This is a genomic window from Janthinobacterium sp. GW821-FHT03C10, assembly GCF_059420865.1.
On the sequence record NZ_JBWKUN010000001.1, the window covers coordinates 1,006,931 to 1,020,379 of the forward strand.

The 13,449-nt window shown below is 62.2% G+C and carries 12 protein-coding genes and 1 tRNA gene; 4 read left to right on the top strand and 9 right to left on the bottom strand.

Features of this window, described 5'->3' with window-relative positions; all coding sequences use genetic code 11:
* Positions 1-270: 270 nt before the first annotated feature.
* From AC07VH_RS04325 to AC07VH_RS04340, 4 genes are all read right to left on the bottom strand, one after another.
* A tRNA-Val gene (locus tag AC07VH_RS04325) sits at positions 271-345 on the bottom strand.
* Between the two features lie 81 nt (positions 346-426).
* On the bottom strand, positions 427-1,143 hold the full coding sequence (dnaQ, locus tag AC07VH_RS04330; RefSeq protein ID WP_494786909.1) for a DNA polymerase III subunit epsilon: 717 nt from the start codon (positions 1,141-1,143) through the stop codon (positions 427-429).
* 202 nt (positions 1,144-1,345) lie between these two features.
* Positions 1,346-1,795, bottom strand: a complete 450-nt coding sequence (gene rnhA / locus AC07VH_RS04335) for a ribonuclease HI (RefSeq protein WP_494786910.1) — start codon at positions 1,793-1,795, stop codon at positions 1,346-1,348.
* The gene (locus AC07VH_RS04340) at positions 1,788-2,564 is read right to left on the bottom strand and encodes a class I SAM-dependent methyltransferase (RefSeq protein WP_494786911.1); all 777 of its coding nucleotides are present in this window, start codon (positions 2,562-2,564) and stop codon (positions 1,788-1,790) included. The genes rnhA and AC07VH_RS04340 overlap by 8 nt, the downstream gene beginning before the upstream one ends.
* Before the next feature lie 19 nt (positions 2,565-2,583).
* On the opposite strand from AC07VH_RS04340, the gene gloB reads away from it, so the two are divergent.
* Positions 2,584-3,393, top strand: coding sequence for a hydroxyacylglutathione hydrolase (gene gloB / locus AC07VH_RS04345; RefSeq protein ID WP_475416474.1), 810 nt, complete (start codon positions 2,584-2,586; stop codon positions 3,391-3,393).
* Between the two features lie 79 nt (positions 3,394-3,472).
* Here the strand turns inward: gloB and aceB are convergent, their stop codons facing one another.
* Positions 3,473-5,071, bottom strand: coding sequence for a malate synthase A (aceB, locus tag AC07VH_RS04350; protein WP_494786912.1), 1,599 nt, complete (start codon positions 5,069-5,071; stop codon positions 3,473-3,475).
* Positions 5,072-5,287: 216 nt separating this feature from the next.
* Here aceB and AC07VH_RS04355 point away from each other — a divergent pair, with 216 nt between their 5' ends.
* Entirely contained in the window at positions 5,288-6,199 is a 912-nt protein-coding gene (locus AC07VH_RS04355) for a LysR family transcriptional regulator (protein ID WP_475416472.1), read from the top strand.
* A gap of 230 nt (positions 6,200-6,429) precedes the next feature.
* Here AC07VH_RS04355 and AC07VH_RS04360 read toward each other — a convergent pair whose 3' ends face one another.
* From AC07VH_RS04360 to AC07VH_RS04375, 4 genes are all read right to left on the bottom strand, one after another.
* A complete protein-coding gene (locus tag AC07VH_RS04360; RefSeq protein WP_010398811.1) occupies positions 6,430-6,633 on the bottom strand; it encodes a cold-shock protein in 204 nt (67 codons plus the stop codon).
* Positions 6,634-6,931: 298 nt separating this feature from the next.
* The gene (locus AC07VH_RS04365; protein ID WP_494786913.1) at positions 6,932-7,294 is read right to left on the bottom strand and encodes an Hpt domain-containing protein; all 363 of its coding nucleotides are present in this window, start codon (positions 7,292-7,294) and stop codon (positions 6,932-6,934) included.
* A 22-nt stretch (positions 7,295-7,316) separates the two neighbouring features.
* Positions 7,317-7,967 carry a uracil phosphoribosyltransferase gene (upp, locus tag AC07VH_RS04370; RefSeq protein ID WP_326458529.1) on the bottom strand — a complete coding sequence of 217 codons (651 nt, stop codon included), beginning with the start codon at positions 7,965-7,967 and terminating at the stop codon, positions 7,317-7,319.
* A gap of 146 nt (positions 7,968-8,113) precedes the next feature.
* Entirely contained in the window at positions 8,114-9,793 is a 1,680-nt protein-coding gene (locus tag AC07VH_RS04375; protein WP_494786914.1) for an isovaleryl-CoA dehydrogenase, read from the bottom strand.
* 396 nt (positions 9,794-10,189) lie between these two features.
* On the opposite strand from AC07VH_RS04375, the gene AC07VH_RS04380 reads away from it, so the two are divergent.
* Positions 10,190-11,929 carry a putative bifunctional diguanylate cyclase/phosphodiesterase gene (locus AC07VH_RS04380; protein ID WP_475416469.1) on the top strand — a complete coding sequence of 580 codons (1,740 nt, stop codon included), beginning with the start codon at positions 10,190-10,192 and terminating at the stop codon, positions 11,927-11,929.
* Positions 11,926-13,422, top strand: coding sequence for an HDOD domain-containing protein (locus AC07VH_RS04385; protein WP_494786915.1), 1,497 nt, complete (start codon positions 11,926-11,928; stop codon positions 13,420-13,422). Before AC07VH_RS04380 ends, AC07VH_RS04385 begins: the two co-directional genes overlap by 4 nt.
* Positions 13,423-13,449 lie beyond the last annotated feature (27 nt).

Genomic DNA, 13,449 nt, shown 5'->3' on the forward strand with positions numbered 1-13,449 from the left:
TCTGTATAGCTGGAAGCATAACCATCTGTCCTCATTCTCACTACGTCCGCTTGTGACCGATAGCGGACGACCTGCATGGCTTAGTGTACGAACTTGTTGGGGGAGGTTGGATAGGCGCTTGAAACCAGCTAGATGCGAAAACGGCCGCAGGAAGCGGCCGTATCATTTTGGGCTGGACAATGGACGAAAATCCCATTGCCCCAGGTTTGCCCCAAGTTCCTATTCAGACAAGATATGAAATCCTAAGTCATTGAATACAAACGAAAAATTTGGTGGGAAGTGCAAGTTTCGAACTTGCGACCCCTGCAGTGTGAATGCAGTGCTCTACCCCTGAGCTAACCTCCCGAAGCGAGGCGAATTATCGCATAGGTGTTGCGGCATCTGCAAGGGCTGGCAAGAGGAAATTTGTCATGGCCCACTTTTTTCTCAGGCGGCCGCTGGTGGGGCCGTGACGGCGGTCCAGATGCACTGGCCCTTGGCGGCCTTGTCGAGGCCGGCGATGGTGGCGGCGTGGGCGGCGAGCTCGTCGGCTGTGGCGCTCTGGAGGATGACTTCAGCCAGGGGCACGATTTCCAGCACGGCGCCGTCGGCGGCCACTTCCACTTCCTCTTCCATGCTCAGGCTGTTTTGCCCGCGCGTCATGGCCAGATAGACGTCGGCCAGCAATTCGGAGTCAAGCAATGCGCCGTGCAGCTTGCGGTGGGCGTTCGAGACGCCGTAGCGGTCGCACAGGGCGTCGAGCGAGTTGCGCTTGCCGGGATGCATCTCCTTCGCCTGCACCAGGGTGTCGATCACGCCAACCACTTGTTCGTGCACGGGCGGCAGGTTCAGGCGCTTGAATTCCGCGTTGAGGAAGCCGATATCGAAGGGGGCATTGTGGATGATCAGTTCGGCGCCGGCGATGTAGGCGCGGAATTCGTCGGCGATTTCCGCGAATTTCGGCTTGTCGCTGAGGAATTCCGTCGTCAATCCGTGGACGGCCAGCGCGCCCTCTTCCGAGTCGCGTTCGGGATTGATGTAATGGTGGAAATTATTCCCCGTCAACATGCGGTTGTTCAGCTCGACCGCCCCGATCTCCAGGATGCGGTCGCCCGTGCGCGGATTCAGGCCGGTGGTTTCAGTATCGAGAACAATTTGACGCATGGCGGATTCATTCGTAAAAGCAAAAAGCGAAGGGCACAGTATAGCAAACCTGTGTGCTGCAATCGCACCCAGACATGTTCGAACGCCCAACAAAACCGTAGCGAGCGGCAGTGATTTGTGGCCGAGAAGCGCAACCGTACTCTAGTACGGTGAGCATCACAGGCCGCAAAGCGCGACGCGCAGTAGGTTTGGTTGGGCGTTCTTAGGCGCGCACGGTTTCCACGCCCAGGTTGGCCAGCTGATCGGCCCGCTCATTGCCCGGATGGCCGTTGTGGCCGCGCACCCAGCGCCACTCCACTTCGTGCACGGCCTGGGCAGCGTCGAGCGCCTGCCACAGGTCGACGTTTTTCACGGGCGCCTTGGCCGCCGTTTTCCAGCCGCGCGCCTTCCAGCCGTGGATCCATTCGCTGATGCCCTTCTGGACGTACTGGCTATCGGTATACAGCACCACCTGGCAGGGACGTTTGAGCGCCGTCAAGGCTTCGATCACGGCCTTCAATTCCATGCGGTTATTCGTCGTATTCAGTTCCCCGCCGTAAATTTCTTTCTTGGCGCCATCGGCCACCATCAGCGCGCCCCAGCCGCCTGTGCCGGGATTGCCCTTGCATGCGCCATCGGCGTAAATCTCAACCTTCGTTTCTACCTTATCCATCTTGCTGTTCCCGCCTTTTATTCGTGACCGGTGCGCCTGCGGGCGCCGTCGCCGGTTTCTTGGTCCACGCCGGACCGATCAAACGCATCCCTTTGACGCGCTTGATCGCCTGCACTATATACACTGCGCCCAGATATGGCCACCAGCGCGCGCCCGCCTTGTCCATGAAGGCGTTGCGGCGCAGCCATTTTTCTGTCCGGCAGGCAGGTGCGTAGCAGCCGAAGTGGCTTTGGCTGACACCCATGTTCAGCAATTTTAACCAGTCTTTCATGCGCGGCATAGAGATCAGCTCGCCCGCCTGCGGCAGATAGCGGCGTCCCGTGATGCGCCCCAGCCCCTGGCGCACGCCCCACAGGCTGGCCGGATTGAAGCCGCAGACGATCACGCGCCCTTCCGGGATCAGCACGCGTTCGACTTCGCGCAAGACCTGGTGCGGCTCGGCAGCAAATTCGAGCACGTGCGGCAAGATCACCAGGTCCAGGCTTTGCGAGTCGAACGGCAGCTCGTCGAAGGCCGACACGAGGGTCAGTCGGCTGCCCTGCGGCGATTGCGACGGCAGGCGCGCATCGAGCAGCCATTTGTTCGGCATGCGGTTGGCGGCCAGCGCATCGAGCTGCGGCAAGCCGATCTGCACGGCGTTAAAGCCGAAGATATCCACGGTCAGGCTGTCGAGGCATTGCTGTTCCCAGGCGCGCACGTAGAGACCGGCCGGCGTCTGCAACCAGCCGTCAAGCGCTATAATGGATTTTTCGGATGCCGCACTGTCCATTCAGTTTTCTCTTTTGCTCATGACACACTCCCCTGAACACGCTTTATCGGTACTTGCCGTGCCCGCCTTTGCCGACAATTACCTGTGGCTGATCCATGACGGCCGCCACGCCGCCGTGGTCGACCCCGGCGATGCGATGGCCATCCTCGATGCGCTGCAAGCCCATCAGTTGACCTTGTCCGCCATTTTACTCACGCATCACCACGCCGACCACACGGGTGGCGTACCTGAATTGTTGCAGCATTTCGCCGTGCCCGTCTTCGGCCCGCGCAATGAGGCTATCACAGCCATCACGGAACCGCTTGGCGAAGGCGATGTCGCCTACGTGGCCGAGCTGGGCTTGCAGCTGACGGTCATCGACGTGCCCGGCCATACCAAGGGGCATATCGCCTATGTGCGCCAGCGCGACGAGCGCAGCGGCGCGCCGTGGCTGTTTTCCGGCGACACCCTGTTTGCCGGCGGCTGCGGCCGCCTGTTCGAAGGCACGCCGGGCCAGATGGCCGATTCGCTGGGCAAGCTGGCCGCCCTGCCCGACGATACCGAGGTATTTTGCGCGCATGAGTACACCTTGTCCAATCTGCGCTTCGCCAACGCCGTCGAGCCGGGCAACGTGGCCTTGCAGGAACGCATCGCCATCGACACGGAAAAGCGCCAGCAAGGTCTATCGACCGTACCGTCGACCATTGCTCTTGAAAAAGCGACGAACCCCTTCCTGCGCTACCGCGAACCGGCGATCTTGACCAGCCTGAAGGTGGAAGGCAAGCTGGCCAGCGACGCTTCGCCCGTGGAAGCATTTGCGGCCTTGCGGATGTGGAAGAATAATTTTTAAGCTTATCCTTCCGCAATAAAAATCCCGGCAGATGCTGATGGCATCGCCGGGATTTTTTTATGCGGTTATTTGATCAGGATCAGATTTCTTCGTACAGCGGCAAGGTCAGGAATTCGGCGAACGATTCCGACGTCGACATTTCCTCGAAGATTTGGCCGGCGCGCACATAGGTCGGGCCGTTGCCGCCTGGCGCATCGCGCTGCACCTTGGCCAGCTCTTCCGGAATCATGGCGCGCACCATGTCTGCCGTCACCTTGCGGCCATCTTCCAGCACGCCCTTGCTGGAACGGATCCACTGCCACACTTGCGAGCGGCTGATCTCGGCCGTGGCCGCGTCTTCCATCAGGTTGTGGATGGGCACGCAACCATTGCCGGCCAGCCAGCTGCCCAGGTAGTGGATGCCCACGTTGATGTTGTAACGCAAGCCCGCTTCCGTGATCGGCGCTTCCGGCTGGAAGTTCAGCAGATCCGACGCCTTCACATCGATGTCGGGACGCTGCTTGTCGATCTGGTTCGGCTTGTCGCCCAACACTTTGGTGAACTCGCCCATGGCCAGTTCGACCAGGCCCGGGTGGGCGACCCAGCCGCCGTCGTAGCCGTCGGTGGCGTCGCGCGCCTTGTCGTTGCGCACGCCGCCCATGGCGATGTCATTCTTTTCCGGATCGTTCTTGATCGGGATCAAAGCTGCCATGCCGCCGATCGCTGGCGCACCGCGTTTGTGGCAGGTTTTCAGCAACAGCAAGGCGTAGGCGCGCATGAATGGCGCCGTCATCGTAACCTTGGCGCGATCGGCCAGGCAGAAATCCTTGTCCAGCTTGAATTTCTTGATGCACGAAAAGATGTAATCCCAGCGGCCCGCGTTCAGGCCCGAGCTGTGTTCCTTCAGTTCGTACAGGATTTCATCCATCTCGAAGGCGGCGAGGATGGTTTCGATCAGCACGGTCGCCTTGATCGTGCCTTGCGGTAAGCCCAGTTCGTTTTGCGTCATGACGAAGATGTCGTTCCACAGGCGCGCTTCCAGGTGCGATTCCATCTTCGGCAGGTAGAAATACGGGCCGGCGCCGCGCGCCAGCTGTTCCTTGGCGTTATGAAACATGAACAGGGCGAAATCGAAAATGCCGCCGGAAATGCGCTTGCCGTCGACCAGCACGTGCTTTTCATCGAGGTGCCAGCCGCGCGGACGCACGACCAGGGTGGCGATCTTGTCGTTCAGCTTGTACGACTTGCCATTTTGCTCGAGCGAAATTGTCTTGCGCACGGCGTCGAACATATTGATCTGGCCCGTGATCTGGTTATCCCAGTTCGGCGTGTTCGAATCCTCGAAGTCCGTCATGTAGCTGTCCGCGCCGGAATTGAAGGCGTTGATGACCATCTTGCGCTCGACGGGACCGGTGATTTCCACGCGGCGGCATTCCAGCGCCTTCGGGATCGGCGCGATCTTCCAGTCGCCGTCGCGGATGTGCGCGGTGTCTGGCAGGAAATCAGGACGCTCGCCCGCGTCCAGGCGCTTGGCCCGCTCCACGCGCACGGCCAGCAATTGCTGGCGGCGCGGTTCGAATGCACGCGTCAGCTTGGCCACCAGCGCCAGCGCTGCCGGCGTCAAAATCTGTTCGTAGCCGGGCTGGATATCACCCGTGATTTGCATGCCTTCTGGAAGTGCGATCGTGTTCTGCGTCATGAAGTTCTCCGGTTTTTAATAAATATAAGCAAAAGTAATCTGGTGATCCAAGTATAAGCGCAAGGACTGCATGGGCAAGCTGGACAGAGGTGCAAAAACACTCTGCCAGGCGGCGCGTTTGTTCTATAGTATTGCACTATAAGGCATGGAAACGAGATTAAAAATCACTTCATCTATGCGTTTTTATCACAAGTGACGAGATAGCGAGCACAGCATATGGGCCAGTTCAGACAAATATCGACCTTCGTGGAAGTGGTGGCCAAGGGCAGCCTGTCGGCCGCCGCACGCGCGGAAGGCATCGCCCCGGCCATGATAGGCCGGCGCCTCGATGCGCTGGAGCAGCGCCTCGGCGTGAAATTGCTGCAGCGGACGACGCGCAAGCTGGCCTTGACGAATGAAGGCGCCGCCTTCCTGGAGGATTGCCAGCGCATTCTGGGGGAACTGGAAGAGGCGGAAGCGGCCGTGGCCGAGCGCAGCGTGAAGGCCAGCGGCCATCTGCTCATTTCCGCGCCGGCCGGCTTCGGGCGCCAGCACGTGGCGCCCTTGATCCCCTCTTTCGTGGCCGAGCACCGCGACGTGACGGTGTCGCTGAACCTGAACGACCGCCTGGTCGACCTGATCGGCGAAGGCATCGACGTGGCCATCCGTATCGCCAGCCTGTCCGATTCCTCGCTGGTGAGCACCAAGCTGGCGGACAACCAGCGCGTGCTGGTCGGCTCGCCCGCCTACCTGAAACGGGCGGGCACCCCGCGCATCCCGGCCGACCTGGCCAAGCACAATTGCCTGGCGATCAGCAGTGAGGGCAGCCAACGGGGCTGGACCTTCCGTGAAAACGGTAAGAACGTGATTTTAAAAGTGGCGGGAAACATGGTGTGCAACGATGGCGAAGTGCTGCACGACTGGGCCCTGGCCGGCAAGGGCCTGGCGTGGCGCTCGATGTGGGAAGTCGGTGCGGAGATCGAATCGGGCCAATTGTTGACGGTGCTGGACCAGTTCGCCGCGCCGGGCAATGACATCTATGCCGTGTTCGCCCAGCGCCGCCATCTGCCGCTGCGCATACGGGCGTTTGTGGATTTTTTACGGCATAGCTATGCGCAACCAGATTACTGGCGCGAAAGAACAATCTAATCACTGCCGGACGGAATCGTAGAGCATCGCTTGCGCGTAAGCCGACCCTGGTGGTGTTGGCAAAATGTATGGGCTGGTGTCGGCTTACGCTGCGCCAAGCCGACCGACACGGCGACGCAAGCACGCCAAACAGAGCACGCAGCCCACGCAAAACACCTGCCTCACGGAAATTCAGGCGAAAAAAAATCCTCGGAGACCGAGGATTTCTTTATTTCGTTTGATCCAGCGTATTAGATTGGCTGAATGTTCGAAGCTTGCTTGCCTTTAGGGCCAGCGGTCACTTCAAAAGAAACGCGTTGGTTCTCTTGCAGGGACTTGAAGCCGTTCGACTGGATAGCCGAGAAGTGAGCGAACAGATCTTCGCCGCCTTCGTCAGGGGTAATAAAGCCGAAACCCTTCGAATCATTGAACCATTTTACGATGCCAGTTGCCATTACAATTTCCTATTTCAGTTAAGTTGGGCTTGCGCCCGTTATATCGTTTGAAGCAAGAAAGAAATGACAGACAAACTGCACTACTACCTCGAATCCAACGATGCCCAATTATACCAACAAAACTGAGAAAAACCATTCTTTCGCAAAATAAACTTGCGAACACTACTTTAATAGCCAAATCCCCGTCTTGCGGCGCCCTGTACCAGCGGCATGGACACACTATATCCTAATCTGCGACGCGGGTGCTTTGCGTTGCATCAAATGAATCATTGCAACCACATCTCTATAGCGTTGTCGCTTATGCGGTGAACTGGGTGGCGGCCGCATCGCGTCCCGCCCAATCCAGTAGCACCACCACCTGCGCCCGCACGGCGGGCCATTCCGTCACCGCTTGCGCGGGGGCATTGAGCATGGCGCGCACCAGTTGTTCGATGCGCCGGCATTCCTGCCCCAGCGCGGCAAAGCCGAAGGTGGCGGCCGAGCCGGCCACCGCGTGCAGCGCGCGGTGCAGCTCCGTCAACGGCTCCAGGCGGGGGCCTTCGCTGTCGCAGCGGCCGCTTGCCTGCGCGATCGCCTGCATCAGGGCCGGCACGCTGGCCGCATACTTTTCGTTCAACGCTCGCAAACGCGTGCGGAAATCCGGGTCGATCAAGGTTGCCATCGTCGCACTCGCCTGACGTAACTTACTTGGTGCCGAAGATGCGGTCGCCGGCGTCGCCCAGGCCCGGCACGATGTAAGCGTGGTCATCCAGGTGCGAATCAAGCGAGGCGCAGAACATCTTGACGTTCGGGTGCGCGTTCTGGAACACGGTCACGCCTTCCGGCGCCGCCACCAGGGCCAGGAAGATGATCTGCTCGTCCGTCACGCCGCGCTTCTTCAGCACGTCGACGGCGTACACGGCCGAATTGCCGGTCGCCACCATCGGATCGCACAGGATGAAGGTGCGCTCGTTCAAGTCCGGCAGGCGCACCAGGTATTCCACCGGCATGTGGGTGGCGGGATCGCGGTACACGCCGATATGGCCGACCCTGGCCGATGGCACCAGGTTCAGCAAGCCATCGCTCATGCCGATGCCGGCGCGCAAGATGGGCACGATGGCCAGTTTCTTGCCGGCGATGACGGGCGCATCGATGGTGACGAGCGGGGTCCTGATTTCGCGCGTCGTCAGCGGCAGGTCGCGCGTGATTTCATAGCCCATCAGCAAAGTAATTTCCTTGAGCAATTCGCGGAAGGTACGCGTCGACGTGTCGTGCTCGCGCATGTGGCTCAATTTGTGCTGGATCAAGGGATGATCGGTAATGAACAAATTCGGGAAGCGTGGATCTTGTTTCATATTGTTTTTCTTTCTCTACTCTCTGGCGCGGCGGCAGGTATGCACCGCAAGCGCGCCGTGCGTCGATAAAATCATGGATTGCAGCATTATCCCAGCCCACAGCCCGCCTGTGGCCGGAATTTTGAAATAATTGCGGATCGCATCCGTCAAGACTCGCGCAGCGCGCGCGCCAGGATGGCCGCGCAATCGGTGCCGGCCGGCAAGCGGCCATACGCCCCGCCCGGCGCCTGCAGCAGGCGCGACTGCAGGAAGGCTTGCGCGACGAACGGCGGCGCATGGCGCAGCAGCAAGGCCGCCTGCACGGCCAGCACGATGCGCTCGGAGAGTTGCCTCGCGCCAAATTCGTCCGTCTGCGGCCCGTCCAGGTCGGCCAGCAGGCGCGCGCGGTAATCTGCAAAGTCGGCGTGATCGCCGGCCAGCGCCAGCTCGGCCGCCAGGGCGTCGCGCGCGGCCGGCGACTTGCCGAAGGCGCGCAAGACGTCGAGGCACATGACGTTGCCCGAGCCTTCCCAGATCGAGTTGACGGGCAACTCGCGGTACAGGCGCGCCAGCGGCGCCTCTTCCACGTAGCCCGTGCCGCCCAGCACTTCCATGGCTTCCGCGCCGAAGCCTGGCCCCCGCTTGCAGATCCAGTACTTGCCGGCCGGCGTGAGCACGCGTGCCAGCATCGCCTGCTGCGCATCGTCCTTTTCATCGAAGCAGCGGGCCAGGCGCAGCGCAAACGCCATGGCGGCCTCGGATTCGAGCGCCAGGTCGGCCAGCACGTTTTGCATCAGCGGCTGCTCGGCCAGCGGCTTGCCGAACACGGCCCGCTGGCGCGCATGGTGCAGCGCCTGCGTCAAGGCGGCGCGCATGATGCCGGCGCTGCCCAGCACGCAATCGAGGCGCGTGTGGCTGGCCATTTCCAGGATGGTGGGAATGCCCCGCCCCGGCTGCCCCACGAGCCAGCCGTAGGCGTTGGTAAATTCCACTTCCGACGAGGCATTCGAGCGGTTGCCCAGTTTATCCTTCAGGCGCTGCACGCGGATGGCGTTGCGGCTGCCGTCGGGCAGGTAGCGGGGCAGGAAGAAGCACGACAAGCCGCCTTCGTCCGCCTGCGCCAGGATCAGATGGGCGTCGCACTGCGGCGCCGAAAAAAACCATTTGTGGCCGACGATGCGCCAGGCGGCGCCGGCCTCTTCGCCGAACATGGCCCGCGCCTCATCCTGCGGCACGGGGGTGGCGCGCGTGGTATTGCTGCGCACGTCGGAGCCGCCCTGCTTCTCCGTCATGCCCATGCCGACCAGGGCGCCCCGCTTCTGTTCCACGGGCAAGGAGCGGGGATCATAGTCGCGCGAGAGTATCTTCGGCAGCCAGCGCTCGGCGATTTGCGGCAGATCAAGGGCCTGGCGCAAGGCCGGCACCGAGGCATACGTCATCGTCACGGGACACTGCGTGCCGTTTTCCACCTGCCCCACCAATAGATAGGCGGCCGCGCGCGCCACCTGGGCGCCGGGGCCGGGCGACGCCCAGGGCGACGCGTGCGCGCCCGCGCCCACGAGGATGGCCATCAGTTCATGCCAGGCCGGATGGAACTGTACTTCGTCGATGCGCCGCCCGGCCCGGTCGAACTGCTGCAGCTCGGGCGTGTGGATATTGGCCAGGCGCGCCAGCGCATACGTCTCGGCGCGGCCCAGCCTGTCGCCCAGCGCGTCGAGTTCCTGCCGCGCCGCGCCGCCGCCCTCGCGCAACAGCGCCTCGATCAGCGCCGGGTCGCAGGCGAACAGGTTGACGTTTTCAAACGGCGTGGCCTGGTTGAAAACTTCATGCGTGTCAAAAGCATTCATGGGGATCTCCCGCGATTTGTTATCATGGCGCCCTTGCCCGCAGCGGACGCGCCGTCAACGCCGTCTGCCAGCCAGACTAGCGCAAAGCGCATGGCGGGGCAAGCGCGCCAGTGGAAGCAAGCGCAGATAAATGTTTCTACGTGGGATGAAAATACCTGTGTGTGTCGCGTAGCATGATTTTTTTCATGGAAGGCAGGAATATTTACAAAACCTGAAGCAATGTTGCTCTATTTCATGTAATCGAATGCTTTTCAATGATACATTTCGTGTGGATCGCGTTCCGATAGCCGCCCTTCCGGCCCCTATGGCGCGCGTCACGCACGACGCACTCTTTCCGTTGGCGCCCGCCCTGCAGCGAGCGCCGGCACTGATAACAAAAAGGTAAAAGCCAGCACGATGTTTTCCAGTACCCCATCCGCCGCCCACCGCGAGGCCCGCCACGAGTTGGACAACCTCATGGAAGAGGCAGGCGACGTCGTGTTCCGGCTCGATATGGACGGCCTGATCCTGTTCGCCAGCAAGCGCGCGGCCACGCTGTTTGGCGCGCCATCGGGCCTGTCCGGCCATTTGCTGCTGCCGCTGGCCACGGAAGCGTCGCGCGCGGCGCTGCAGGCGGCGCTGGAAGACGCCCTGGAAGAACCGGGCCGCCTGGAAGTGCGCCTGCAAACGCCGGACCAGGAAATCTGGTTCGAGCTGCGCCTGTCCTCTTATATGAACGCGGCCGGCGTGGCCGAATTGCTGGTGGTCGGGCGCGACACGTCGGCACAGCACAATACGGAAGAACGCCTGCGCCATATGGCCACGCACGATGCGCTGACGGGCTTGCCGAACCGCCTGCTGCTGTCGGACCGCATCCGCATGGTCATCGCCCAGGCAGCCCGTTCGGGCCAGGGCTTTTCCGTCGCGACCATCGGCCTCGATGGCTTTAAAAAGGTCAACGATGGCCTGGGCCACCCCGTCGGCGACGCCGTGCTGCGCCTGGCCGCGGCGCGCCTGCGCAAGACCCTGCGCGACAGCGACACCCTGGCGCGCGTGGGTGGCGACGAATTCGTCGCCGTGCTGCCCGGCAGCGCCACCGACGCCCAGATCAAGCTGGTGACGGGCCGCCTGCTGGCCACCCTGCAGGCGCCGTTCGAAGTCGATGGCCACACGATCTACGTGGGGGCCTCCGTCGGCGTATCGATCTATCCGCTGCATGCGGAAGACGAAGTGCGCCTGGTGGCGCTGGCCGATGCGGCCATGTCGCGCGCCAAGGAAACGGGCAAGGCCCGCTGCCTCGTCTACAGCCCCCGTCTGAACGGCCCGTCGGAACACGATATCTCGCTGGAAGCGGCCATGTTCCACGCCGTGCGCGAAGGCGAATTCCTGCTGTTTTACCAGCCCATCGTCGATGCGCACACGCGGCAAATCCAGGGTTTCGAAACCCTGATGCGCTGGAAGCATCCAACCCTGGGCCTGGTGCCGCCCGTGCGCTTCATCCCGATCGCCGAGGCGAATGGCCTGATCAACCTGCTGGGCGCCTGGGCGCTGAAGGCGGCCTGCGTGCAGCTCAAGCAGTTCCAGGAAGTGGCCAGGCGGCCGCTGTACATCTCCGTCAACATCAGCCCGCGCCAGTTCCGCAACGACAAATTCCTCGACGTACTCGATGACGCCATCGCCTTTTCCGGACTCTCCGGCGAACACCTGGTGCTGGAAATTACGGAAGGCACGCTGATGATCGACCCCGTGCATGCGGAAACCATCCTCGTCAAGATGACGGAGCGCCGCGCGCGCATCGCCATCGACGATTTCGGTACCGGCTACTCGTCGCTCGCGTATCTGAAGCGTTTCCCCATCTCCGTACTGAAGATCGACCGCACCTTCATCAAGGACTTGCCCGAATCGGGCAAGGATGCGGCCATCTGCAACACCATTCTCGACCTGGCCAAGCATTTGAATCTGTCCGTCGTGGCCGAGGGCGTGGAAACCGAGGAGCAGATGCACTTCATGGAGTCGCGCGGCTGCCAGTATGTGCAAGGCTACCTGACGGGAAAACCGATGCCGGCCCATGCCGCGCTGTCGGCCTTGAGCGACAAAACCTATGCGGCGCTGGTGCCCACGCCGTCTGCCAATGAGTTGCGCGGAGGTGTGCAATGAATCCAGGTCATTTCACGGTGCCGACACAGCTCGGCAAAAACACTCTGGAACTGCTGTGGGCCCGCACGCGACAGCAGGGCGACATGCCCGGCTTCGCGAAAGCCATCAGTGCCATCCTGGGCGCCATGCGCGGCGAGGATGACCACGAATTCGACATCACGCAAACGGTGCTGTCCGACCCTGTCCTCACGCACAAGGTGCTGCGGCTGGCCAACAGCGGCATGTACTCGGCCTTCGGCCAGCGCGTCAACACGGTCTCGAAGGCCGTGCTGGTGCTCGGCATCGACGCCATCGGCCATCTGGCGCTGGGCCTGAAACTGATCGAGGAACTGTCGCAGGCCTCGCCCGATTCCGTCAGCGCCCACGTGGAAATGGAAAAGGCCGTGCTGGCAGGGATGGTGGCGCAGCAGGTGGCCACCAGCGCCGGCAGCCTGCAGGCGGAGCAGGCCGTCGTCTGCTCGATGCTGCACACCCTGGGCCGCATGATGGTGACGTTCTACATGACGGACTTCTGGGCACGCATGCAGGCGCATGCGGGTCCCGGCAACGAGGCGGCCGCCGCGCGCGAAATCCTCGGCCTGTCGCTGCCGGAAGTGGGCTTTGCCACGGCTGCCCACTGGGGCTTGCCGCAGCACCTGATCAACGGCATGCGTCCGATGGACCCGTCGCCGGACGACTCGCCCGTCAGCGGCGCCGACTGGATGGCGGGATTGTCGACCATGGCGGCGCGCTGCGCCGATTCGCTGTGGCACGACGATGCGGCCGGCGCGGCGCAGGTGCACGCGCTGATCGACGACTATGCGGGCACCCTGGGCATCGCGGCGACGGACCTGGTGGTCGCGGTGGACAAGGCCAAGGCCATGGCGGCAGCCGACCTGTCGATCGCGCCGCTGTCGAAACCGGCCGAACGGCGCGCGCGCCAGCTGGCGTCGACGCGCATGCGCGCCGAGGGCAACCGCGTCCTGATCGGCGGCCTGGCCGACCTGCGCGGCGCCATCGGCAGCGCCAGCCCTGGCCAGATGGTCTCGATGGCGCTCGAAACGCTGCATCAGGGCTTCGATTTCTCACGCTCGGTGGCCTTCGTGCGCAACCACAAGGATCATTTGTATTCGGCGCGCATCAGCATGGGCGACGGCATGGCCGACCTGCAGGACCTGATGGTGTTCGGCGACGCGTATGAACCGAACGTATTCCACGCGGCCCTCAACAGCGACCGCGTGATCTTCATCGACAATGCGCGCGACCCGAAATTCGCCGCCAAACTGCCGCAATGGTGGAAAGCGACGCTGTCGGAAGCGCGCAGCTTCGTCGTGCTGCCACTGTCGGCCAACGGCCACCCCACGGGATTCTTGTACGGCGACTGGGACGACAGCTTCCCGCCGATCCAATTGAACCAGACGGAATTCAACCTGATCAACGATATCCGGGCGTTATTGGTGCAGTCGGTGGAGATGCGCCACCAGCTCGAGCTGGTAGCGAACAAGGTGGCGTGACAGGAAGCGCCGACAATGGTGTCGGAT